Source organism: Nissabacter sp. SGAir0207 (genome assembly GCF_005491205.1).
Taxonomy (GTDB): domain Bacteria; phylum Pseudomonadota; class Gammaproteobacteria; order Enterobacterales; family Enterobacteriaceae; genus Chimaeribacter.
On record NZ_CP028039.1, the window covers coordinates 31,887 to 54,325 of the forward strand.

The 22,439-nt window shown below is 55.8% G+C and carries 23 protein-coding genes; 3 read left to right on the forward strand and 20 right to left on the reverse strand.

Features of this window, described 5'->3' with window-relative positions; all coding sequences use genetic code 11:
- The 13 genes from C1N62_RS21695 to C1N62_RS21755 form a co-directional block, all read right to left on the reverse strand.
- Entirely contained in the window at positions 1 to 3,969 is a 3,969-nt protein-coding gene (locus C1N62_RS21695) for a hypothetical protein (RefSeq protein ID WP_137765820.1), read from the reverse strand.
- 91 nt (positions 3,970 to 4,060) lie between these two features.
- On the reverse strand, positions 4,061 to 4,954 hold the full coding sequence (locus tag C1N62_RS21700) for a morphogenetic protein (protein WP_137765821.1): 894 nt from the start codon (positions 4,952 to 4,954) through the stop codon (positions 4,061 to 4,063).
- A gap of 13 nt (positions 4,955 to 4,967) precedes the next feature.
- Positions 4,968 to 5,552 carry a phage tail protein gene (locus tag C1N62_RS21705; RefSeq protein ID WP_137765822.1) on the reverse strand — a complete coding sequence of 195 codons (585 nt, stop codon included), beginning with the start codon at positions 5,550 to 5,552 and terminating at the stop codon, positions 4,968 to 4,970.
- A gap of 2 nt (positions 5,553 to 5,554) precedes the next feature.
- The gene (locus C1N62_RS21710) at positions 5,555 to 6,037 is read right to left on the reverse strand and encodes a hypothetical protein (RefSeq protein ID WP_240775860.1); all 483 of its coding nucleotides are present in this window, start codon (positions 6,035 to 6,037) and stop codon (positions 5,555 to 5,557) included.
- A gap of 196 nt (positions 6,038 to 6,233) precedes the next feature.
- Entirely contained in the window at positions 6,234 to 6,728 is a 495-nt protein-coding gene (locus tag C1N62_RS21715; RefSeq protein WP_137765823.1) for a baseplate protein, read from the reverse strand.
- Between the two features lie 13 nt (positions 6,729 to 6,741).
- Positions 6,742 to 6,972: a hypothetical protein gene (locus C1N62_RS23400; protein WP_240775861.1), complete on the reverse strand. Its 231-nt coding sequence runs from the start codon at positions 6,970 to 6,972 to the stop codon at positions 6,742 to 6,744.
- Positions 6,973 to 6,998: 26 nt separating this feature from the next.
- Positions 6,999 to 7,325: a hypothetical protein gene (locus tag C1N62_RS23405; RefSeq protein ID WP_240775862.1), complete on the reverse strand. Its 327-nt coding sequence runs from the start codon at positions 7,323 to 7,325 to the stop codon at positions 6,999 to 7,001.
- A 45-nt stretch (positions 7,326 to 7,370) separates the two neighbouring features.
- Entirely contained in the window at positions 7,371 to 8,096 is a 726-nt protein-coding gene (locus C1N62_RS21725) for a hypothetical protein (RefSeq protein ID WP_137765824.1), read from the reverse strand.
- Positions 8,097 to 8,106: 10 nt separating this feature from the next.
- A complete protein-coding gene (locus C1N62_RS21730) occupies positions 8,107 to 9,690 on the reverse strand; it encodes a hypothetical protein (protein WP_137765825.1) in 1,584 nt (527 codons plus the stop codon).
- Positions 9,691 to 9,749: 59 nt separating this feature from the next.
- Entirely contained in the window at positions 9,750 to 11,453 is a 1,704-nt protein-coding gene (locus C1N62_RS21735; protein ID WP_137765826.1) for a hypothetical protein, read from the reverse strand.
- Between the two features lie 513 nt (positions 11,454 to 11,966).
- Positions 11,967 to 12,434: a hypothetical protein gene (locus C1N62_RS21740; protein WP_137765827.1), complete on the reverse strand. Its 468-nt coding sequence runs from the start codon at positions 12,432 to 12,434 to the stop codon at positions 11,967 to 11,969.
- The gene (locus C1N62_RS21745; RefSeq protein ID WP_137765828.1) at positions 12,431 to 13,180 is read right to left on the reverse strand and encodes a hypothetical protein; all 750 of its coding nucleotides are present in this window, start codon (positions 13,178 to 13,180) and stop codon (positions 12,431 to 12,433) included. Before C1N62_RS21745 ends, C1N62_RS21740 begins: the two co-directional genes overlap by 4 nt.
- Positions 13,181 to 13,455: 275 nt before the next feature.
- A complete protein-coding gene (locus C1N62_RS21755) occupies positions 13,456 to 14,271 on the reverse strand; it encodes a hypothetical protein (protein WP_137765830.1) in 816 nt (271 codons plus the stop codon).
- A 188-nt stretch (positions 14,272 to 14,459) separates the two neighbouring features.
- Here C1N62_RS21755 and C1N62_RS21760 point away from each other — a divergent pair, with 188 nt between their 5' ends.
- The 3 genes from C1N62_RS21760 (at position 14,460) to C1N62_RS23410 (ending at position 15,792) form a co-directional block, all read left to right on the forward strand.
- Complete coding sequence (locus tag C1N62_RS21760; protein ID WP_137765831.1) at positions 14,460 to 14,774, forward strand: hypothetical protein; 315 nt, start codon at positions 14,460 to 14,462, stop codon at positions 14,772 to 14,774.
- 52 nt (positions 14,775 to 14,826) lie between these two features.
- Entirely contained in the window at positions 14,827 to 15,495 is a 669-nt protein-coding gene (locus C1N62_RS21765; protein ID WP_137765832.1) for a hypothetical protein, read from the forward strand.
- A gap of 105 nt (positions 15,496 to 15,600) precedes the next feature.
- A complete protein-coding gene (locus C1N62_RS23410) occupies positions 15,601 to 15,792 on the forward strand; it encodes a hypothetical protein (RefSeq protein WP_240775863.1) in 192 nt (63 codons plus the stop codon).
- Positions 15,793 to 16,025: 233 nt separating this feature from the next.
- Here the strand turns inward: C1N62_RS23410 and C1N62_RS21775 are convergent, their stop codons facing one another.
- The 7 genes from C1N62_RS21775 to C1N62_RS21805 form a co-directional block, all read right to left on the reverse strand.
- Positions 16,026 to 17,102 (reverse strand): hypothetical protein, encoded by a 1,077-nt coding sequence (locus C1N62_RS21775; protein ID WP_137765833.1) that lies wholly within the window; start codon positions 17,100 to 17,102, stop codon positions 16,026 to 16,028.
- A 102-nt stretch (positions 17,103 to 17,204) separates the two neighbouring features.
- Positions 17,205 to 18,008 (reverse strand): hypothetical protein, encoded by an 804-nt coding sequence (locus tag C1N62_RS21780; RefSeq protein WP_137765834.1) that lies wholly within the window; start codon positions 18,006 to 18,008, stop codon positions 17,205 to 17,207.
- A gap of 41 nt (positions 18,009 to 18,049) precedes the next feature.
- Positions 18,050 to 20,116: a Dam family site-specific DNA-(adenine-N6)-methyltransferase gene (locus C1N62_RS21785; RefSeq protein ID WP_137765835.1), complete on the reverse strand. Its 2,067-nt coding sequence runs from the start codon at positions 20,114 to 20,116 to the stop codon at positions 18,050 to 18,052.
- Positions 20,113 to 20,700, reverse strand: a complete 588-nt coding sequence (locus C1N62_RS21790; protein ID WP_137765836.1) for a hypothetical protein — start codon at positions 20,698 to 20,700, stop codon at positions 20,113 to 20,115. The genes C1N62_RS21785 and C1N62_RS21790 overlap by 4 nt, the downstream gene beginning before the upstream one ends.
- Complete coding sequence (locus C1N62_RS23315) at positions 20,697 to 21,260, reverse strand: hypothetical protein (RefSeq protein WP_206057804.1); 564 nt, start codon at positions 21,258 to 21,260, stop codon at positions 20,697 to 20,699. Before C1N62_RS23315 ends, C1N62_RS21790 begins: the two co-directional genes overlap by 4 nt.
- Positions 21,257 to 22,171, reverse strand: coding sequence for a recombination-associated protein RdgC (locus C1N62_RS21800; protein WP_137765837.1), 915 nt, complete (start codon positions 22,169 to 22,171; stop codon positions 21,257 to 21,259). Before C1N62_RS21800 ends, C1N62_RS23315 begins: the two co-directional genes overlap by 4 nt.
- Positions 22,171 to 22,419, reverse strand: coding sequence for a hypothetical protein (locus C1N62_RS21805; RefSeq protein WP_137765838.1), 249 nt, complete (start codon positions 22,417 to 22,419; stop codon positions 22,171 to 22,173). The genes C1N62_RS21800 and C1N62_RS21805 overlap by 1 nt, the downstream gene beginning before the upstream one ends.
- Positions 22,420 to 22,439: the final 20 nt, after the last annotated feature.

Genomic DNA, 22,439 nt, shown 5'->3' on the forward strand with positions numbered 1-22,439 from the left:
TCAGCTATTGGCCACATTGGCCATTAAGGGATCGTTAATGGAAAGCGGTACGCTATTGCGCGGCGCTGGCTGTGGCGTGTTGGCCTTTGGTGTCTGGTCGCCGGCCTTCTCTGCCGAATCCTTGGTATGCCCACGGATCTCGTCCAGCGTATCGCTCATTTTCTTTAACAGTGCAGTGGCTTCTTTTGGGAAAGCCGGCTGGCTGTTTGCCACGTTTACGCTGGGCTGCACGTGGCTGGCCGAAAAGTCTTGCAACATGGGCATTCTGACTGGAATAGCTATGCCCGGTCGGCCAACTGCGGCCGACTTTCTTGGGCGTGGCGGCGGCGCGCCCCCAAATAAGGATTGCGCCAGGGCGGCAGTGTTTTGGTGTCGCAGGCCTTCGGCATTGCGCACCTTATCTCCGCCCAATTTTTTGATAACTGGACCCATGAATGAGTTCTCAAGCGGTAGCTTGGCACTGGTGTACAGCGGGGCATTTTTGGCGGTCGCGGTCGCGGTAGCAGCCGCAGACGGTTTGGCCGGCGCGGACGCCTTGCCATGCTCGGCATCGTATACCGCCTGGATTTGCTCCTGAAGTGGTGTGGCCGGCGCGGTCGGCGCGGACGCCTTACCCTGCTCGGCATCGCGCACCCGCTGGATCTGCTCCTGAAGTGGTGTAGCCGGCGCGGCCGGCGCGGACGCCTTGCCATGCTCGGCATCGTATACCGCCTGGATTTGCTCCTGAAGTGGTGTGGCCGGCGCGGCCGGCGCGGACGCCTTACCCTGCTCGGCATCGCGCACCCGCTGGATCTGCTCCTGAAGTGGTGTAGTCGGTGCGGCCGGTGCGGACGCCCTGCCATGCTCGGCATCGTATACCGCCTGGATTTGCTCCAGAAGTGGTGTGGCCGGCGCGGTCGGCGCGGATGCCTTGCCCTGCTCTGCGTCGTGCACTGCCTGGATCTGTGCCTGGAGCGGTGTCAGTGGCGTGTTTGTGGCCGTATCCTGCTGTTGCGCCTCATGGGGCGGCTTTTTGGCCGCCTGGGCATGTTGGATAACCTCCCCACCGGCGGCCGGGGGAACGTTGGCTAAGTTAGCCAATGAGGAACCATCACCGACTGACTTGCCGTGCACCGATGCCAGCCCTGAGAATTGAGCATCCTTGGTAATCGCTGCCTTGCCCAGCTCATGGCGCTTTTGGTTGATAATGCTTAACGTAGAGTCGTTAAATTCACCGACCCATTTGCCAGGCTGGCCATTCTTGCCCTCATGGTATTGGCCGATCGAATTTTGGATGTAGGCATCCTTAACCTGCGGGTCACCCCCCTCAGCCTGGGTGATGGCGCGCATAAGCTTTGTCATCACCTCTGGATTTTTCATATCCAGCTTGTCGTTCACCCCAACATTCAAGTCCTTCGACAACTTGGCCATGTACCGCTGGGTATCGTTCTCCGTTGCTGGCGCAAAGTTTGGGAAAATCTCGCCAATAGTCTGGAGCTTTTTGTTACCCACAACTTTGGAGGTGCCCTCAGAATAGCTGGTGAGCTGGTTGGCCAGCGCCCGGAATCCTTCTTCCGGCGTATCAAAGCGGGCAAAGCGGCGCTCCCCATTGGCGTTGGCGTTCTCCAGGCGCGCGCCTTCCTGCCCAGCATATTGCAGGTTGCCAAAATTATTGTTTCGGAAGTTACGGTTTGCCGCGTTGCTGCCACCAATGTTCAGCTCAGGGCTAACGTTATCTGTCTCAGGCTGGGTAAAACGGGCATAGGTGCGGGCACCAAAGCTTTCTGCCTGCGAAGCCGCTTCGCTTCCCATCTCGCCCACTTTCTCAAAGAAGTCCCCTGACCCCACAGCTTTCGCCAGGTCACCTACTGCTTTCGTGGTCGCGTTAGCGCCGGCCTCAATGGCTTTGATAACTTGGTCAGTGCGGTCTTCAGCGGCCTGTTCCGGGAGGTTGCTTGCCACCGCGCCAGCAGCACCTGCCATGCCTGCAACACTGCCGATACCCAGCGCACCGCCGGCTTTGGAGGCCAGGGTTTTGGCCGCTGTTACCTTACTGTCTAGCCCGCGCGCAATATCGCCCGTGTTGAATGTTAGCGCCTTTGCCGCCCCGTCCCAGCCCATGGCCGATGCGCCCTTAGCCAGCAGACCCGCACCGCCAGAGACCAGGCCGCCCATATCCAGGACATTGGCGGCCGTAAATTCGGCCTTTTGCCGCTTGCTGGCCTCCTGGCCTTCTTTGAGCTTAAAGGCGTCCGCCTGGCCTTCCTTATCCCTCCAGCCTGTTACCGCGTCATAGCCGGCACCAAGGACTTGCCCTACTACCGGCACTGCCCGGAGCGCGGTTTTCGCTGCCGTTTTGGCCGCCAATTTGGCCGCTACTTTTTTTTCACCCTTTTCTGCCACGCCCTCAGCCGCTGCGACTACCTCTTTACCCGCAGTTTTTTCAACCCCTTCCCCTACTGGCTTCAGCTTGCCCGGCTCTTCAGCCGGTGCTGCATTGGGTTTGCTTTTAGTTGACTCGGTGCTTGAGGTTTTAGGCTTGTCTTTTTCAGGACGCTTTTCAGACCGATCGCCAGCCGCCTCCTCGGCTGCTCCTGCGGCAGCGGAAGGTTTACCGGAACTCTTGCCTGTTTTGGCAGCCTTACGGGCTTCACGTCGCGCGCGACGTGCCTCACGGCGCTCCTTGCGGGTCATCTTGCGCTTTTTCTTGCCGTCATGCCCTTCGGGCAGATCGCACCCGCAATCATCACCGCCACCCAGCCCGCCCAAGCCATGGCCAGGCTTTTTCTTGCGGCCTGGAATAAGCTTCGTCAGTGCGCCAAGGCCAAGGCCTGTCAGCAGCCCGCCCAGCAGCTTTTTGCCAAGCTTGGCCAGGGCAGCGCCGCCCAGCAATGCCCAAATACCACCGCCACCTTTCGAGCCGTGATGTTGCTTTAGCAGCTCGTCAAGGCGATCGACAATCTCCCCATCACCCTTCTGGATGATGTCAGTTTGGTGCTGTACTGCCTGGCGTTGTTCGCGTTGCTCATTACGCGCGATGACGCTCGCGGAGCTGTCTTTGGTCTTGCCGGCGCGGCTGAAAGCGCGATTAAGCAGCCCAGGCCGCTTGGCTGGACTTGTCGTTTCAGCCTCTTTCTTATCGGATTTGAGCACATCACGCATTTTTTTGACGGCACCATGCCCGCCTGTCACGACGCCTTTTGTACCGCCATAGATCTCGCGGCCAGCTCGCCAGAAGGATCCGCCCGTCGCCACACCGGCGGCGTCAGTGCCATCGGCATCCATGGGATCACCGGCATCAGAAAGCATTTTGACGATGCGTGTTAACACCGCGTTGTTCTTTTTATCCTGCGCCCCTTGATTGCGCGCGCGCTGTTCGTCACGGTTCTGCTGTGCTTTATCTCCTGACGTAAACCGCCCGTTAGCGCCGCGTGCTTGCCCACCTGCTGGTGATGACGCGCGCAACTGGGCAAGCGCAGCATCGCGGTCTTGCCCAGTGTTTACATTTCTGTCGTTATTTTGGTTACCAAATTTACCGCTATTGGATGCCTTTTTGTTTGCATTAGGTTCCCTATTGGTCTCACGTTTATCTGATGCATTTTGTTTGCTTTTAGGTTTCCCATTAGCCTCATTTTGGTTACCAAAGTTACGCCTAACAGTCTGTGAATTAGGTGGTGCGCTTTTATTGTCATTTTGGTTACCAAAATAACCGCTTTTTTGTGTACTTTTGGTGGCGTTTTGGTTTGCACTATTTTTGGCTTTGAGCCTGTTCAATCGCTCTTGCTCACGTGCCTCTTTACGTTCTTGGGCGCGTAAAGCGGATCGGGGAGCAGATGAAGATGAGACAGATTGCCCAGCTGGTGACTGGGACAAACCATCAAGCTTGCGCTCAATTTTGCCCAGGGCTGCCAGCTCTTTCGAGCTGGCGTTATCTACCGAGTCGATGACTGCGGAAAAGACCAGGGCGTTTTTATCGTTTTGTTCGGCCACTCAGGATTACCTAGTTTTGGTTTTTGTTTTGAGCTTTTCAGCTAGGGCGTTGTTAAGGTCGAGGGCGAAATCGACGGGCAGGCGGCCAATGTCAGAGATCGGCTGACCACCATACAAGGCCAGATTGAAAACTAAGGTTTGCAAGCGATCCGGTGCCAAGGTCTGGAATGAATTGCTGATTCCGAAAGGGCACCAGCAGGCGCGTAGATGGGCGCACTGCTTCCTCCTTAAACTTGTCAGCGCGGCAGTAATGAGGTGGCAGCAAAATGGTGCTCAGGCCTTTCTCATGGGCAATGTTCAGACCATGGCGTAGGGTGGCCTGCATATCTGCGACATAGTTCGTCAGCGCCAGCAGCTCAGTGCCCAGATCCATTTTGCTGATCAGGTTGTAACGGATTTGGGCTGCCTTATCAGGATCCTGTTCTGTATCGCCCACCAGCCGCAGTTGGTAGGCCAGCTCCCATACCAGCAAGTTTTTGACTTCTCGCTCATACGCCCGCGCGCGATCAATATCTCCTCCGCGTGGCGGCAAGCAGGCGCGCAGGCGCTCCAGCTGCTCTACGGCATGGCCATTGAGCGGCATTGCCACAAACTCATGCGGTTCACCCTGTACGTTAAGCGTCGCGGCCGGCATCTCAGCAGGGCAGGCCAGCACCTCTAGCTCCTCCGCCAGCTCGCGCATATCGCAGTCATGCCAATGCTCCTCGCCGCAGTGCGCACAGTCGTAGTTAAACGAAATGGTGGCGTCCTTGCGGGAGTTGATGAAGATCCACCACAGCGCTGTGCGGCGGTCTTGGGTTGTCCACGTCTTTGAGTCGCTGAAGGAGTCAGCTAACTGGAGCTTGTTCAGGTACTCCGTTGTGTCAGCCTCCTCAGTTTCTGGCCGCGCCTTGCAGAAGTAGGTGGCCATCTCCACATTGGGAGCCTGAAACTGCACCACCGTGTCAGGGCGCGAGGGCAGCGGAAAATAGGGGATCAAAAACATACTTCACCTGTATTTAGAGGGGGATGTAGTCACCGAATGTCTTCCACTGCACAAAGGACAGCGGGAAGGTAAGGAACTCAGTTACCTGATCTTTGGATTGGGTGATCGCGCCCATTTCTGTCGGGATTACCGTAAATTCAGAGTCAAGGATGGGGACGGCGGTCGCTTCCAGGCGGTAAACGCGCAGCGTCATCAGGTATGCGCCCGGGAGGTTAATCGTGCCGTCATCATTGACGACATTGCGGATGCACTCGCGGAACCATTGGCGGATCAGGCCTTGGTTGGTATCGCGTACCATCATCGTAATGGGCTGTGCGCTGCGGCCGACTGGCATGTTAAAAACATTGGCACCAATGCGCTTTTCTTCGGTCTCTATCGTGTACTCGCCATAGGTAATGTCCTTGACGAAAAACTCGATGCCGGCCATCCCATCGACCTCTACGGCGAACTGCCAGCCCTGGGCAAACAGGATTTTATTGAGCGCCGCAGAGGTGAGGCGGCCAATCACTGGCTCACCGAGGCCAGTAGCCATCATGAAGGAGGGGAGCGCGCTGGCGACCGATTTGGCGGCCTGGGTCAGAAGATCGGATACAGCCATGATTACACCTTTCCAACGGCTGAATAGATGGCCACCGCGCGCGGGATCGCGCCACGGGCTGCCATGTCCTGCTCCAGCTCGATTTTACGCTGATAAAGCGAGGCCTCATCTGGCAGGTTGGACACATCCATTTTCTGGGCGATATAGGCACGGCGTACCCTGTCCATATTGGGGATGGCAATCAGTGCCTCGAGGTAGTTTTGCAAAATCCCCCGGATGGTTCGCGGCACGGTGCCCGCATCCAGATCCAGCGCGGTGAGGTCTTGCAGGTACTCTACAGTCAGCGGGTAGCGAAGCCCCGGGTTTGACTCAATCTCAATCACGCCATCAAACACATCGGCATATGCCCAGTCGCCCGAGGCGTCAGTGACAGCCACCAGCTCCAGGTAATCCGCCGGGCAGGGGAAGGAGAGGGGATCGCCCCGCTGGATGCGGGCGCGCGTGACAATGCCGGCGCGATCTTGATAGGCGGTCAGTGCTGCCACAAGCAACGCCTCAAGCTTGTCTGCCTCATCATGCATCAGTGGGGTAAAGCGGAGCTTCACGCTCTCAAGTAATTCGCGGGGGTCATGAGGCCTCCAGGATTGAAGATGGCCACCATCGTAAGGAAAGTAACATTTGTGCCCGTGCCGGCAGCGAACATAAAAAAAGCCCCTGGCGGGGCTTTGGGGGAACCTGGGATTATTCGATGAAGTTATAGACAACACGCAGGTTAGGGCGAACCAGCGCCGTCACGTCCTCATAGGAGAGGTCGGTACTGTCAACGTAGATCTTGCAGTCGTACAGGTTGATGGTCAGGGAGTCCGGCGCAGTGCCACCCAGGGATTCCGGCGCGGCACTGATAATGACGTCAAAATAGGACTTGTTGTTTACCGCGTCCTTAATGAAAGCCAGCAGCTTCCCGGTGATGGTTTCCACCGCCTGGCAAGCCATCTCGCCGGCATTGCGCAGTGGACCATGTTGCGTGAACTTCATGCCACCGGGTCCGAAGTCTTCCACGTCCTCGCGGGTGCGCTCTGGCAGCTGCGCGGTACGGAACAGCGCGGACAATTCTTCCTCGCCAACGATGGTCATCAGGAACTCAGAGCCATTGAGCTTCTCGCCCATGGCCTTGTTCATGTTGTAGCGTGTTTTCAGGTATGCGGCATTGCCTACCGCGTTGTTGTGACCAGGCATTAATACATCCTCTTCAGATAAATAGCCCCTGCACCTGGGAGCGGTTTTGCACCGCCATACCCGAGAGTTGCAGGGTCACCGTGTTGGAAGCGAAGTAGCCGTCGCTGGTGCGCGGGGCGTCCAGGTTGTAGCTCACGTCCTGGATCACCACATCCGCCAGGATGAAGCGCCGGCCAATATTGATGACGCAGACCTCCGGCCGGCGCCCGAGGGGTTCCACGTCTTCCAGCTCGGGCGACACCATGGCGCACAAGGCCTTGATAGCGCCGTCTACTTCGATTGAAGCGTCATAAATGGCCATAAATTCAAGCGGCAGACTGATAGAGGGGGCTGTGCGCCCTGCCACACCATCAGGCTGTTCCAGCGAGATACGGACGTCGTGTTAGTCACTGACTGCCCAAGGTTCGCTGCGGTCTCAAAACCGGCAATGGAGCCTGCATTATCCCCCTCGAAAGGGCTTGTCCACATCGAGGCAATCTGGAGCGATGCACCCTGGCCGATATAGCCGGCCACGGAGAGATCGCCTGACACGATGTAGGCTTTTAGATAAGGGCTGACACCATCAAAGTCGGATGCGCCGAAAGAAGATATTTCCATTTCCTATCCTCAATGCGGCCACCAGCTGGCGGCCGCCTTACTTACTTAGCGGCCAATACGCTTGGCGCGCAGTTTCATCGACTTTGCACGGTGCAGCTTGGCCTGTGCGGTGAAAGCCTTGGAGCGGGCTTTCTTCAGCGCCATGCGCTGTGCAGAGGTCATATGACGCTTTTTGAATGGCTTGCGGATCAGCACCACTTTGCCCTTACGCACTACCTTCTCTACGGCCTCGGTCATGGCGCTGTTAGAGGACAGGGAGTAAGCCGTCACCAGCTCGCTGCGGTCGGAGTCATCTAGTGCCTGGAACTCGTCACCCAGTGAAGCAGCAATGTCATCGTCCTCGTCGTCAAACAGCGCTTGCACGGCATCCTCATCAGCGCCTGCGGCAACCATGAAATCAGCCATATTGCCCAGCACCGTGAAATAGGCGTCCAGCTGGTCATCGGTCGGATCGGAATCGTCGCCAATGCCGGCCTCGGCCTGTGCGTAGCCGTCTAGCGCGTCATAGGAATGGTCATCACCATCCGCCCAGGAGAACACTGCTTGCGCGGCGTCACCCAGCTGGTTGGAGGCCACCACAGCGGCGGCCGCCTCCAGGATCATCTGGTGCGCCGCCTCCAGGGAGATTTCCTCCTTCACTGGCTCTTCTGCCGGCGGGGCGTCCGACGTGGCCACCCCCTCCAGCATGGCGGCCGGCTCAGCCTTGGCACCCATGGCAAAAGCCTTCAGGCCATCAGCCAGCAGGGCACCGCTTTGAAAAAAGTTGCTCATTGTTTACTCCTTACTTAATCAATGCCGGGACGCCCAGCAGGCGACGGGCGGAGCCAGTTGGGCAGCAAGCCCATTCAATTTTCCAGTAGTCGAATTCGGTCTGCGTAACCTTCAGGACATATGGCGCGGTGCCATCGGAATCAGGATCGCGTGGGGCAACCAGCGCATTTGACGCCACAAAACGATCTAGAATTTTGGTCATTTCACGGGTCAGTGACTTTTCGGTCACGTTGTCTGGTTGGTGCTTGAGCTTGCGCCCCAGCTGGAAGAAGGCGCGGCTGATCGCGTTCATGATGGAAGACACGTGCTGGAAGCGAAGGTAGTTCTCTTCCGGGTAGGTGGTCAGCGCATCGTCGATGATCATCTTGCCGGTGGAGCTGACGGCAACCTTGTTGATGCGGGCGTTATACATCGCCTCCTCATCAGGGGTGCCAGAGCCTTCAATCGGCTTGATGTTGGCGCGGTTGATGACCCCACGCTCTTCGCCAGCTGGGGAATAGTGCCAGCCGCCCACATCGGAGTTTTTCTTGATGCCCTTGGCCTTGCTCGCATAGGCGGTGCCAGACAGTCCCACGTTAACGCGGCCACTCGTCCACTGGTCTTTATGGGTGAACGGGAAGTGATAAAGGGCACAGGCGTTGTTATTGGCGGTTTTCAGGCCAGAGTCTTCCGCTGCGGTGAGTGCCTCGGCGTAGGTCAGGTTGCCCTTGAGGTCAAAGAACCCCTCAATGCGGCGATCGTTCACCAGGTCAGCCAGCAGCTTTTGGGTTGCCAGGCTGTAGCATCCCAGCCCCAGGACGTGGGTGTAGTTCACGTTGGCGTTGGAAAGTGCGGTTACGGCCTTGCTGTACTGCGCTTCAGAGATGTTGGCCTGGTTGCCGTTGGTGCCACCAGCAAAGGCGATTGCCTCGGTCGCGGTGAAGGCCACGCCGGCCGCAGCCTGTGCGTCACAGGTTGCCATCAGGTAGCCAGAGCGGGCTTCCAGCGCGGTTTCGATGTAGCACGGGCGCCCCATGGAGTCTGTGTCTTCAGTACCGAAGGAAATCACCGTGGTTTCCAGGGTGGAAGTGACGCCCAGGCTGTTGGTTTCAGCGAGCTTTAGCTCGAAACGGGTTGAACTGTTCGGATCTGCTTTGAAGGTGACGTGACGATTTGTCGATGGGTCACCGTCATTCACGTATAGCGCCAGGAACTGATTACCCGTCAGCTCCACTTCAGTGCCATACGTCAATGCAGTGGTTGAATGAGAGATGTCACCATCTGCCTTGGAGAAGATGATCACCGGAAACTTGGCGTCATCAGCCACCACGCGCACCGCGTAACCGTCAGTCTCCTGGACTGCCTCGTACACATGGCGAATCGGCTCAAATTGGGAACCGGACGCCGGGTGGATCGGCTGCCCCAGGACATCTAGGTAGTTGGATTTGGTGATTTTCAGTGCTGTGAAGGGCTTGCCACGGGCAAACGCCCCGACGCCTGCCCAAAGGGACTGGCCTAGGTTATCGCCCACGGTCACGGTGCTATCAGCGTTGATCGCTGACACCGCCACGGCTGAGACATTCGTCATAGCCGATGGGATACTGTAGTTAGACATTCAGCATGTTCCTTAAAAGAGCGCCCATTGGGCGCTCGGGTTACTTGTGGGGAAGTGGATTAGCTGGAGGCGCTTTCGATGATCTGGCCGGTGCGGAAGTTGATGCCGCCTTTCTTGGCGTTGGTCAGCGTCAGCAGGGTGAAATACTGCGAACCGTTACGCGGGTGGATGCGGTTGATAGCCGAACCCCACAGAGTGGTGCGGTTGCGCAGGCCTGGCGTGGTCGGGTGCACGAACGGGATCGCCGGCACGGCGTCGCCGGTGACAAAGCCGGCTTTGCCCGGGTTTTCGTCGCGGCAGTAGCACAGCACGTCATAGGAGCCGAAGGTCACGCCCTGTTTGGTGAAGGCATTGCAAACACCGGTCGGGACTTCATACACCTTGATGCTGCCGAAGAGGGTGCCCACGAAGTGCACAAACGGCACCTGGGTGTAATTCTCAGCTGGGGTGAACATGGACGGCGGCAGCATCTTGAAGAACAGCGCGGCATCGGAGCCGGCAAACATACCGCTTGAGCCGCTGCTCTGGGTGCGTTCAGCGATATCACGGTAGATCTGCTGCATCTTCGATTTGAAGATCAGGCTCCACACGTCCCAGTTGGTATCCTGCGGGATAGCCAGGTCGAAGGTGTCAGTCTTCATGGTGCGGCGGATCATGATGCGCAGGCGCAGCATATCCTGCTCATGGGACAGGTAGTCCTTCAGGGTGCGGTATTGCAGGCTGCCCAGGTCAATGCCGAACTCGCGTTGCGCGTCGTAGGCGGCCATGACGGTGTGCTCTGCTGCCAGGGCATACTGTGATGGGCGCACGGTGTACTTTTTCATTTCCTGGTTGATCAGCGGGATCAGCTCAGGCGCGGCCTCGATGTTGATCTCAACTTCTGCTTCCAGCTTGGTGCCGGAGGCCGGTGCCATGGAGAAGGTCAGGGTGATCTGGCCTTTGGTGTAGTCCAGGGAAGAGGTCAGGGAGACCGCCGTGCCGGAGGCATCAGCGTAGGAGTGCAGCAGGGTGCCTTCACCGTTGTCTTCCGGGGTCGGCTCATTGCCGATGTACAGCACGGTACGCCCCTTACGGATCGGGATGTCCTTGCCTTCAAAGTCAGAGATTTTGAAGGTGAACACCTTGGTGGTGCCATCGCCCAGGGCGGAGAGCACGTAGTTGCGGCGCATCTGGGAGTAGGCACCCACAGACTGCATATCCAGCTTGTCACCGATCGCGTAGTCACCGAAGGTGGTGCCGGCTACGTTGAAGATCTCGTAGATGTTGGACTCATCGCGCGGAACCGGGATGAAGGTACAGGCGTCGCCAGTCTGTGCGCCCAGCGCAACCGGCAGGATCATCGCCAGGAAGATAGCCTGGTGCAGGATGCCATCCTGACCGCTCATCATCTCAGCGTTCACGCTTTCCAGCATGGATTGGTTAATGGTCTTCTGGCCGCCGGCGTTGCGGCTTTCTGCCATCAGGCAGTTTTCCAGCGTTTGGTGGCACATGGCCAGCAGGTCTTCGCGCGGGGCGGTTTTGTGCTTCGCTGCATAATCAGCATACGCAGCGCCCCAGGCGGTCACGATCTGGGAAACGGCAGACGGGTTAACACCCTCGAAGATCGGCTCTTGTTTCGCCGCCTCAAGCATGGCCACACGGCGTTCTTCCGCATTCTGGATAAAGCCGCCTTTGTTGAACTGCGCGTCAGACACGATGCGGGTCACACGACGCGCACGACTGGCGATGTCAGCAATATGCTGTTGATACTCTTTATTACTCATTAAACCGAGCCTCTTGGGTTTGTTAATCGGCTCGATCTTATGGAATGTTACATCTCCTTTTTTTGGGGTTAAGTTTTTTTCTGGGCAAAGAAAAAGGCGCTCAAAGCGCCTTGTCAGGATGATGCGAAGTGTCCTTCGCCTTAGAGGTTTTCCGGTACTTGACAGGCGGCCGCTCATCGAGAGCTACAGCCTGAAAATAAGAGAAGGCACCGCGTGGGTGCCTTGTGGGGACTTCAATGAAAGAAACAGTTTATTGCATGTCGGGGACAAACTTCTTTGTCCTCAAATCCATACTTCAAACAGTGGCGCTATTCTGAGGCAGTTTTTTTTCTTTGTCCAACACCCCCCACCGTCACACCGTTCACCCTGTTAACGCTGATGTTGTGGTCATTGATGGTAGCCAGCAAGACGCGCGTTTTCTCCACGTAGGCGGGGTAGTCGCCATAGGTTTTCACCGTGAAGGCCGGCATTTGGCACATCCAGGCGCTAACCTGTGCCGGCGCGGCCTCAACCTTAACGTTGATACTGGGCGTTGAAGTCGCTGACGGCTTGCTGCTGCACCCTGACAACACCGGCAGGCACAGCATGGCCAGCGCAAAGATCTTGTGCCTGGAGCTGCCGGAGCTGCTGTTGTGCGGCCTCACTTTCGGCCTGGTAATGCTGGGCTTGCTGCTCATTTTCCTGGTTCTCCTGGTTTAATGCCTCGGTGCGCTGCGCATAGGCGTCACGCTGGGCGTCTGAAATGGCTTTGCTGGTGGCCAGCTGCTCTTTTTCGTTGGTCAGGGTGGTGATGCTGGTGCGCTGGTTGGCCAGCTGCTCGGCCTGCACCTGATTGACGTCCTTCAGGTCAGACACCCACAGCCAGCCCGCCACCAGCCCGGCCGCGATCGTCATGCCCATGCAAATCTCCACCTTGGCGCGGGTGGATAGGCCTGAAAGCAGGCTCCAGCTGGTTGAGAGGGCGGTAAACATGCTCATCATGCACTTTCCTTGAGTAATGCCAGCACACTGGCAGGGGTGATCGCGCTAACGGCCTTTGCCACCGCCGCGCTGTTAATCGAGGCACCAATCAACGCCACAGAGATGGCATTGCTATATGCCTGCTGGGATGTAGTGATGCTGCTGCTTGCCGCGTCGTACTGGGTGGCCAACGTCTTTTGTGCGGCGGTAGCAGTGGCCATCTTCGCGGTGAAGCCCGTTACGGCAGTTTGGAGCGCAGCTACCTGGCTGGTAGAGAGCGCCGCCGGCACGGTAGCAGTGCCGCTGGCCAGCGTGGCATTGATGCTATCCATGGCGGACGATAGCGCGCTGATATCCAGGGCGGTGAGGGCGGCCACCAGCGCGCCGGGCGTGGCGGCATCACCGATCGCCGTGGAGATGGCCAGCTCACTGGCTTTTAGCCCGCTGGCGCGGCAGTGCACGTCCCAGCCCGTGGTGAGCTGGATAAGGGTCGAGGGGTCACTGTAGTTAGCCAATAGTGTTGCGTGGCTGGTGGCCTGGGTGGCCGTGCCCGCCAGCACCTTCGCCCAGCTGCTGATCTGCGCTACGTTGGCGTTGATGCTACTTGGGTAGGTCACGGTAGACAGCACCAGCCCAGAGAGCGTGGCACTGGCCTTAGTGGCCAATTTGGCCGCCTGAGTGGATTGGGTGGCGCTGGCGGCCGTGGCCAGCCCGCCGGCGGTTTTGAGCGCCTGGTAGGCGGCAATTTGGGCAGGGGTAGAAAGCATAGGTTAACTCACTGACAGGAGCGGCTCGCCGCTGGTTACGGTGGAACCACAGGAAACCGGATCGCCCTCGCAGACCACGGCCTTGCCGCCTACGGTAAACCAAGGGCGGGTAGACATGGCATTACCGGGGTGTGATGACGTTCCGTCTGTATGGGAGGGATAGGCGTTACCATCCACCAGCACTGCAACGCCATTGACCGTGAAGAAATCCACGGCCTCGGCCGGCGGCCGGGAGGCAAACCCATCATGCCCAGAACACACGGAATTTTTTGTCGCTATGCCAGGCATTCGGCCGGCTCCAGCTCATGGGGCACCATATGCAGGCACTCATAGATTTCTGGCGTATCAGCGTAGCGCTCGCGCTGCTCGGCAAGGCAGGAGGTGGAGATGAGGGAGTTTCCTTTTTGGGATAACTGGATAGCTTTCACCTGGGGCTGCTGGCCAAGCCAGACCAGGGCGCTTGAGACCTTATAGCCCGCCACCACCAGCCGGCACTCTGGGGAGACAAGGTTATAGACCAGGCGGATAAAGTCCGGGTGATATTGGTGAGCGTCATCGATAATCACCGTGTTTACGCCTGGCAGCACCGATTCAAGGTACTCGCGCGTGGCGTCCACCATCGGATCCCAGCACAGCCCCCACGTCAGCTTTTCATCCGTCGCCAGCACGTACTCTGTCCGCACAGAAAATAGGGCGTCCGCCAGGGCTAAGCCCGCGCCGGCATACCCATAGCGCAACATCTTGCGACACTTCAGCATGATGTCTTGGGTAGGGGAGATGACCATTACCACCTGATCACGATTCATCACCAGGTCATGCAGTGCCACCATGGCACATGCTGTGGTCGCGCCTGTTTCTGGGGCGTGGAAGGCCAGAACATGGCGCTGGCTCTCCATGGCTGCCAATAAGCGCTGTTGCTGCCGGGTCATGCTCAATTCGGGGAGCACGTGGTTCGCAAAGTAGCGCAATGAGCGCTCTTCTGGCGTGAACTCGTCCAGCATGGCATAGCCCATATTGCGGACGCGGTTGCTTACCAGCTCGTTATGGTCAGGAAAAGTAATGCTCTCGAGAGTGGTTTTGAAGGAACCCATAGACAGGCCTCATGATTAAAGGACTGCCAGCCTATGGAAAGTTGCATCTGCTTGTTAAACGTAATTGTTAAAATGAAAGCACAAAAAATGCGAATTAAGAATTTATTAATTGCTTACGGGATGCAACAAGCCAGAAAGGATCATAGACTCAGCCCTAAGAACGGGAGGTATAAATTATGCGCAATTATATGTCTGCACTGACCGCTGAAGAGATCAGCCGCATCGCTGATCAAGCCGTAGCAGATGTTGCGAGTCAGAAACTTACGACGACGAAAAGTGCCGCTCCAGCAGCCTACGGAACCGCTCACCGCGACCGTACTGCAATGGCTCATAATGTTAATGTACGTTATAGTATCTCTGATAAAAATGTGCACCTCAGCAAGGGTAACGATGGTATTACAGTTATCTATAGCAATGATTTACATGGGGTCTCGAGTAAATTATCAATGGCAACTGGTAGAGATCTTTTCCGCACCGCATTCAATTTAGCTCGTAAGGGTTAAAAATACTTAATCAATGCCCCTCTGATGGGGCATTTTATTTTGCCGGTGAGACATGAACCAGCCTAAAAAATGGGTTTTTACAGAGCTTGTCCAAGACGCTGATAATCCAGAACAATTAATAGCTTATGCGATATATAAAGCGGATAAAGACGAACTGGCTAAGAAGTGCCGTCAAAGAAATAAAAGTGAAGATGATATTGGTATCGAGTTAGAACGGTTTCATGATAATCTCGCGGATTCAGACCGGCGGCTAGCTGAATATAAACGCCGTGCAAATCAAGTAGTAGAAGGTTTGGTCAGGGGGGTGGACAGCAGGGTAAGAGCAGAACTTGAAGCGCGTGAAAATGCTCATATAAGACACTTGGAACAACAACTTATTTCAGTTCAGAATGAATTAACGAGAGCTGAAGAGACAGCCCTAAAAAAATGGACAGAACAGGCCCATAACTATAGCGCGCATCTTAATAAACCGCCAACTTGGAAAGCTGTAGCTAAATGGATCGGTCTGTGGCTAATTTCTGGAATACCTGGTTTGTTCGCAACGGTAATCACGACTATCATATTGGTTGGGCTTGTTTCCTTATTTACTACTAATGCACTTCAGTCAACTAAAGAAGCTCTAAAAGCTAGTCTGGATGTACTGATGGTAGATCATGGGGGAGTGCCGACAGGAAATATCAATGATTCTGACTCAGTATTAAATGAAAAAAAGAATCAATAAATTCCAAACTATAAAGCCTCAAGTCGAGGGTTTTTTTATACTTTCGGGGAATGACCTATCTTGACGTGTTGTTAATGCATAAAAAACTTACTAAGGTGAAATGCGATGACCGATCATTTAAAAGCCATATATGAAATGACCCGGCGCTACAATAAATTAGGGGTAGTTTCTAATGAAGTTTTTGGTAGCATTGAGATAAGCATGAAGGCTCGTGAGCTTAAAGAAAAAATGCCTAATCTCCGTCCTATGGACGAAGAGCAAATCAAGGCCGTTCGAAACCGCTACGGTATGTCTTAGTCTGCACTGGCTATTACAATCGGTATAACCGTTGAAAACGTATCAAAATGGGAACGCAATGAAGGCAAGCCTGGTGGTGCCGCATTACGCATCCTTAACACGTTGGAGGCCAAAGGTTCCAGCGTTTTTGTATAGACAATTTAAGAGCGCGACAAATCAAAAAAATAAATCAGCACTTCGCCTATAAATAATTTATGTTATTTATGAGAGAGCTTGAGATAAAGAATTTGAGCCTAATTTTCAGAGGCTTCCTTATCGAAAAATAGATTTTTATATCTTGACAAAATACCTGGTGGAGCCATTGATTTAATTATTTTAATATGGGGCAATATCGATAAGAAAATCTGCTGGCCTTCAGTGCTTTTAGCACCAATGTACTTTCTAATAAATTCATTCTCATCTATGATCCCTATCAAGAACTTGTAAACTTCTTTTCTTTCAATCAATATTCCAGAATCAAATATTTCATCTAAAGTTCTTATTAACTTGCGAAGCTGGTATTCAAGTGAAGCAAGTCTTTTCCCGTTAAATTCCATAATATCAGATGTTGATTTTCCATTGTTCACCCCGTTGATTTCTAATTTTTCCAAATAATCACGCTCTTGCTGGGTAAATAATTCTCGTAAAGATAAAAAGGATTCGTATGTTTCGTCGTCATTGTGTTGGCTTATTATATAATCTAGTATGCGTACTGCCTTTTGGGATTTTACATAGACGGAACTAATTATCGCGGTCTGTGCATTGTACTCATTTTGCAATTGAGATATCTGCTCTTCAAGATTTTTTTTAGAATTGTTTAACTTATCAAGTTCATCTTTAGCGTTGTCTATTCCCATTCGCGCTAGCTCTTGTTTTTCTTTTTCTCGTTCAATTTTTGTGTTGTTTATCTCAGCCTGAAGAGCAAGCGCTGCTTTTGCGGCCATATTTGAATGCTCATCGGCTACAGATGCATCTGCTTTTTTTTGAGACAAAAGTATTTGTTTGTCTAAAATATTACCTTCAGCTTCAATTTCTTTTTTTAACTTATGATTGGCCGCCCAAGTTTGCAACCAATCAATGCCCATTTGCAAGTATGGATATGCAATTGCTAATATCAAACCCCACAGTATCGGCTGAAAAAATCTTTGTGAGTAATAGCTGGGTTCATTTAAAATGGCAGCAATGCGCTGCTCAATGCTGCTTTTGCTCAATGCTAATATAAGAATCGCGTCCCAATTTTTTACTAAGAAACTCAAGGCAACAAAACCAAATATTGGGCTTGTAAGCCTATGCTTAACCGCTTCTTTGATTGATTCTTTAAGCTCTTCCATACGAACTCCCACAAATATTTCAAAATGCGGCCTTTACACCATTGCAGATGATCATGGGAGTTTACTACTTCTAAGAAAAAGAATCCTCTTTGCAAAAGTTTTTTATGATTTAGGGAACAGTCCCAATATAAAAGAGCGATAGTAATCCGACTCTTCCCTATGCTCTTCTTGTAGACTCTCTAGTTGGCTACGATTAGCATTGGCCGCGTCCAGCGCAGACAGCCTAATCCGCTTTACCCCAGGTTCTTCACAGATCGCCCTAAATGCGCCCCCAGCACTCACAGGGACGCCTGAAACAAGTAAGGGCTGCCCTGGCATCATCGCAGCCCTCAACGCCTCCAGAAAGCCATTGGTGCAGTGCTCAGCACCGTCCACGAAGACGAATGAGGTGCACCCCTTGAGAGAAGCCAATTTCGCCTCTGTGAACTCCTGGGGGTTGAGCCACTCAATACGGCGGGCTGGCGTGCAGTCAAGATGCACGGCATGGGCGCTGAATGTCAGGTGTCGGGTCAGCACCGGGTAAAGCTGGGCTACCTGGATCAGGAGTGACTCGATGGTGCTCCAGGTACGCATATAGGGGGAAACAACATAGGCGCGGCCGTAGTAGCAGCACAGCATTGACCACACTGCCAGCGCTGCCGCCGGCGCGTGAATGGGCGCTCGCTCCCCATGGGTCACGGCAATGTATTTTTCAGCGCTATACCCTGTGAGCCGCTCCATGGCTGGCATGATGTCGGCCGGGAACGTGAGGCGCATCTCTTGGCAAAAAGCAGGGAAGGGCTGCACAAGCATCGCATCCAGGTTGCCTATGTTGAAAGTGGCGAACTCCGCCCGGGCGCGCTCATGCTGTGCGGTGATGCCAGGCTTGAACATGGGGATCGTAGTGTTGAGACTATGGCTTGGCATGGTTTTCCGGGATAGGGCGGCCGGCGCGCGGCCGCTGGTGGTTAGAGGATGGCAATGATGTCGTGGACGCTGCCGCGTGTATCGCTGGCGCAGCTAATGGCGCGCCGTGCCACCAGCCCGCGCAGGGTGAAGCCCCGCGCTAGGTAGAGAGACATCACTTTTGGGGCGCTGCTATTGGTGATCACCACGCGCGCGCCGCGCCCGTGCGCCGCCAAAAGGTGATCGACCAGGGTTACCTGATCCTCATACGTGAAGCCATGCTCAGTGTAGGAGGTGAAGTTGCCTTCGCCTGGCATTGGCTCATAGGGCGGATCGCAAAAAATGACATCCCCCGCGCCGGCCTGGGCTATCGTCTCCTGGAAAGGCGCACAGATAAACTCTCGCCGCGCACTGCTTCCAACAAAGTGATCCAGCTCCGCCGCCGGGAAGTAGCTTCCGGCCTTTTTGTTCCAGCCCACGTTAAACATCCCTTTGCGGTTATAGCGGCTCAGGCCATTAAAGCAGGTGCGGTTAAGCGCCAGGAACAGCGCCGCGTGGCGCGCCGGATTGGCCAGCCGCGCGTTAAACTCCTCACGCAGGGCAAGATAGGCCTCGTTGCTATCGCAGTCTGCCACTAACTTAGACGCGGCCGGGATAATGGCTCCTGGATAGTCAGACAGATGCTGGTAGAGGTTGATAAGGTCTGGGTTGATGTCAGCCAGCAGGCAGCGCTCAAAGCCGGCATTCATAAAGACCGAACCTGCTCCCACAAAAGGCTCTACCAGCCGCTGGCCAGTGCCCAGGGCGGGCAGCAGCGCGTCAAGGACGGAATATTTCCCACCCGCCCATTTCAGGAAGGGGCGCACCCGTACTGCACCCTCAATTGAGGGCGCGGCAGGCTGCATCACAGCGTTACTCACATTTTCCAAAATTCGTTGTCCTATCCAGTGCATAACAGGCACCGCCATGGAGTTACCCACTGCTTTGTAGCGGGGCGCATCAGGGCAGCTCTCGGCGGGCTTGCCTTTGAAGGGGATCATGGAGTGTCCATCAGGGAAGCCTTGCAACCTCTCACATTCCACGGGTCGAAGCCGGCGCACATGCTGACTGATCAGCGCGTGGGCTTTGTTGGAGCCGCCGCTGCCCGTACTTAAACAGTTGGCCACCTCCTCACCCAGCTCGGCAGTGGTGCCGCCCTCGCGGCCGCGCATCGATACCGCGCGGACAGGCATCACGGCGTGTACGTCTGTTCGGGTCAGGGTATGGCTTACCTCGGGCTTGTCGATCCCTAATTGGTTTCCGCCGTTGCGTCCGGTACGGTTAATGACGTTGCCGGCAATGCTATAGGATGGGGCGTTATCCCATTCAATAGCGCTGCCTTCAGCTCCGGTGGCAACGGTCGCCCCCGGGACTCGGCTCGGCGGACTATCGAGGCGCAGGCTGTCGAACTCAAATAATACTTCTGCGGGATCGAGGTCTTCTCTAGCACTTGCGACAACAAACACACGGCGGCGGCGTTGTGCCACTCCGAAGTATTGGGCATCGAGGGTGCGCCAGGCGATCCGGCGCTGCTGGCCATAAACACAACCCGAGAGTGGCCACTTTGGAATGTGATCACCGGCGGGCTTGCTCCAGCGCCAGTAGGCGGTGCTCTTTCCTGGCTCAGGTTGCTCACCAGGTGTAAGCGGTTGAGCTTCTCCAGCCAAGCCGGCCAGGAAGCAGCCGAAGGCGTTGCTGCCATCGGAGAGGACGCCTGGGACGTTCTCCCAGACGATAACGGCGGGGGGCTTTCCAGCGGCGGCGCGCTGGTGGTCGATTTCATTGGCTAACTCCACGTATTTCAGGGTTAGCTGTCCGCGCTCATCCTCCAGGCCAGTACCCAGCCCGGCCACCGAGAAGGCCTGGCAGGGCGTACCGCCCACCAGCAGGTCTGGCGCGGGAACGTTTCCGGCCTGCACCCGGCCGGCGATGGTGGTCATATCGCCCAGGTTGGGGACATCTGGCCAGTGGTGAGCCAGAACAGCGGAGGGGAAGGGGTCAATCTCAGAAAACCACGCCGCCCGGAAGCCCAGCGGCTCCCAGGCGACGGATGCAGCTTCAATGCCGCTGCATACCGAGCCGTAGATCATGGTTTTTTGCCTGCCTGCCGGGTTTTCATGGCCATTTTATCCGGGGAGGCGGAAATGCCCAGGCACCAGACAGCATCTGCTGGGAATACGCCCTGGCGCGGCAGGGCACAATAGCGGGTAGGCAGGGCGGCCACAGCGCCCGGTGCGCCGGTAGTCACCCCATGGAATGCCAGCTCATCGGTCACGTCGCACGTCTTAACGTACTCCGCCCACGCATCCACCAGCCGGACAGACACTGGGGTACGGCGGATAGAGAGGACGCACACATGCCAATTGCGCGGCATGGTCTGGTGAGGCACGGCCAGCACCGGGGCGGCGCTGTCATGCGCCAGGCACAGCGCCGGCAGTTGGCGTAACTCACCGTCACAGTCCACCCAAATGATGTGCTCATGCTTGGCCAGCATCTCCTGGATAAACGTCGCCTTCATGGCGGTGTTTTTGTTCCAGTTGCCCCGGCTTGCACGGGGCTGGATGTCATAGGCAAGCCCCAGCTCATCACACCGGCGGATCAGCGCCTGCGCGCGCGAGGCGTATTCCCATTCTGGGGTGTAAAACGAGACGATAACGGGGATAGGCCGGCTCATGTCGGTTTACGTCCTCCAGACGTGATAGGATTTGCGGCGACCCTCTGGCGCGCATCCTCCATCACAATGGCACGCTCGATTGAGACGCGCGCCTCACGCAGATCCTTCAGACGGTCTTTATGCCCACGCTGGCCGGGCATCATCAGCTTTTTCAGCGCATGTTGTGTCGCGCTGCACGTCACCGACCAAGCTTCCAGAATGTCGTAAATATCGATCACCACGCCTTTTACTTCACGATGGTATCGACTTGGCAGCTCAGGCATGGCTGGCGCTGGTTTTGAAGGCGTTGGGTGGCAGTGCGAAAAATGTTTATGGGTGGACATTGCCAGGCGCGAAACCATGCCCCTGAAATTTGTTACCACCTCGCCGGGCGGCAGCACTACAACGTGGCGACGGTAGTCGTTACACGATGCGCCCGTTTTATACAGACTGAAAGTAAGCACGTTAGGAAGGGAGCCTGATTCAATGACGCAGCACATCTCGTCTTTCTGCCACATACCCAAAGGACAGAAACGGTCTGCCAGAGACAAGGCACGTTCGAAGTTTTCTTCGATATTCATCGTTGCGCCACCCCGCCCAGGGCTTCAGTCAGCTGATTTGTTACCTGGAACAGCTCATCAGCCACCAGCTCAATATCTGCGGCACGGCGCTGGTGGGCTTCCTCGCGGTCGATATCATCATTCTGCCCGATCAGCTCATCGGCAAATGAGAGGCCTGACAATGCGCCAGAGTCACTGACCACCAGCCACACGCGATCTTGCCAGTTAAGCTCGAGGCGGGTTACCAGCTTGCCAGCATCGATCATGGCCTGGATTTCGTCTGATGCGAGGTCTTGCTTGGTCACCTTGGCCGCGCCGCCGTCAGCGAGAAGTGCTTGCAGCTCCGCGCGCTCGCCCAGCGTCCAGCCAGCTGGAGCTGAAGCGGTCTTGACCCACTCGGTGAGCGTCAGCTCAATGGGGCTTTCCATCGTCAGAGGAACAACCGGCAGTGAGCCAAGCGCCTTACGGATCAGCGCCAGCGCATCTTCTGCTTTCTTGGCCGGGGCATTCACAAATACGCGCATGTTTTGGATATCGAACAGCACCAGTGTTTGTGAATAACCCGAAAACGCGCGCGGCAGCAGGGAGTGGATCACCTCATCTTTCAGGCTCTCTTTCTCGCTCTTCTTCAGGCGGCGGTTCTGCTCGACCTCCAGGGTTTCGACCCGGCTGGCCAGGGCAGTTTTCACCACGGCACCCGGGAGCATCTTCTTTTCATGCTTGATGGCCACCAGCAGGAAACCATTGCCAGCTTGCACCAGCTCATCATCCGGGCTGAAGGTCAGCGGACTGATAAAGCCACTGCGCGCCATGTCCTGGGATGCACAGGGCGTAAAGCGGAATGCATCGAGCTGCTGTTGCATCTCGTCCTGGCTCAGGCCTACGTCGCGGCCAAGCTGGTAGATTGAGGCGGTGCGGAACTCCTTGAACATCAGGCGGCCTCCACCAGCTCAACATTGAACGAGTTGCAGTTGATTTGGCGGAAGAAGTCGAAAGCACTCTGGGGGTGCGAGAAGTTGCGCGCGTGGCCGTCGCGGGTGCCTAACACAAAGCTGGTGCCCTGTTGGTTAATGGCTACAACCTGGCAGCGCTCGCGGGTCGCCCTGATAAAGACATCGACCGCCGGATCATTAACGAGTTGGTCAATAAACTGGTGGCGGGTAACTACAATTTCGCTCATACAAAGCACCTCACAGAAAT

Excerpts from the sequence above, each read along its gene's own strand:
- C1N62_RS21755 (WP_137765830.1), bottom strand. The coding sequence starts at position 14,271 with ATGGGTTCCTTCAAAACCACTCTCGAGAGCATTACTTTTCCTGACCAT.
- C1N62_RS23410 (WP_240775863.1), top strand. The coding sequence starts at position 15,601 with ATGACCGATCATTTAAAAGCCATATATGAAATGACCCGGCGCTACAAT.
- C1N62_RS21800 (WP_137765837.1), bottom strand. The coding sequence starts at position 22,171 with ATGTTCAAGGAGTTCCGCACCGCCTCAATCTACCAGCTTGGCCGCGAC.
- C1N62_RS21725 (WP_137765824.1), bottom strand. The coding sequence starts at position 8,096 with ATGAGCAACTTTTTTCAAAGCGGTGCCCTGCTGGCTGATGGCCTGAAG.
- C1N62_RS23315 (WP_206057804.1), bottom strand. The coding sequence starts at position 21,260 with ATGAATATCGAAGAAAACTTCGAACGTGCCTTGTCTCTGGCAGACCGT.
- C1N62_RS21700 (WP_137765821.1), bottom strand. The coding sequence starts at position 4,954 with ATGTTTTTGATCCCCTATTTTCCGCTGCCCTCGCGCCCTGACACGGTG.
- C1N62_RS23400 (WP_240775861.1), bottom strand. The coding sequence starts at position 6,972 with ATGGTGTCGCCCGAGCTGGAAGACGTGGAACCCCTCGGGCGCCGGCCG.
- C1N62_RS21765 (WP_137765832.1), top strand. The coding sequence starts at position 14,827 with ATGAACCAGCCTAAAAAATGGGTTTTTACAGAGCTTGTCCAAGACGCT.
- C1N62_RS21740 (WP_137765827.1), bottom strand. The coding sequence starts at position 12,434 with ATGATGAGCATGTTTACCGCCCTCTCAACCAGCTGGAGCCTGCTTTCA.
- C1N62_RS21780 (WP_137765834.1), bottom strand. The coding sequence starts at position 18,008 with ATGCCAAGCCATAGTCTCAACACTACGATCCCCATGTTCAAGCCTGGC.
- C1N62_RS21775 (WP_137765833.1), bottom strand. The coding sequence starts at position 17,102 with ATGGAAGAGCTTAAAGAATCAATCAAAGAAGCGGTTAAGCATAGGCTT.
- C1N62_RS21705 (WP_137765822.1), bottom strand. The coding sequence starts at position 5,552 with ATGGCTGTATCCGATCTTCTGACCCAGGCCGCCAAATCGGTCGCCAGC.
- C1N62_RS21805 (WP_137765838.1), bottom strand. The coding sequence starts at position 22,419 with ATGAGCGAAATTGTAGTTACCCGCCACCAGTTTATTGACCAACTCGTT.
- C1N62_RS21785 (WP_137765835.1), bottom strand. The coding sequence starts at position 20,116 with ATGATCTACGGCTCGGTATGCAGCGGCATTGAAGCTGCATCCGTCGCC.
- C1N62_RS21730 (WP_137765825.1), bottom strand. The coding sequence starts at position 9,690 with ATGTCTAACTACAGTATCCCATCGGCTATGACGAATGTCTCAGCCGTG.
- C1N62_RS21790 (WP_137765836.1), bottom strand. The coding sequence starts at position 20,700 with ATGAGCCGGCCTATCCCCGTTATCGTCTCGTTTTACACCCCAGAATGG.
- C1N62_RS21745 (WP_137765828.1), bottom strand. The coding sequence starts at position 13,180 with ATGCTTTCTACCCCTGCCCAAATTGCCGCCTACCAGGCGCTCAAAACC.
- C1N62_RS23405 (WP_240775862.1), bottom strand. The coding sequence starts at position 7,325 with ATGGAAATATCTTCTTTCGGCGCATCCGACTTTGATGGTGTCAGCCCT.
- C1N62_RS21735 (WP_137765826.1), bottom strand. The coding sequence starts at position 11,453 with ATGAGTAATAAAGAGTATCAACAGCATATTGCTGACATCGCCAGTCGT.
- C1N62_RS21760 (WP_137765831.1), top strand. The coding sequence starts at position 14,460 with ATGTCTGCACTGACCGCTGAAGAGATCAGCCGCATCGCTGATCAAGCC.
- C1N62_RS21715 (WP_137765823.1), bottom strand. The coding sequence starts at position 6,728 with ATGCCTGGTCACAACAACGCGGTAGGCAATGCCGCATACCTGAAAACA.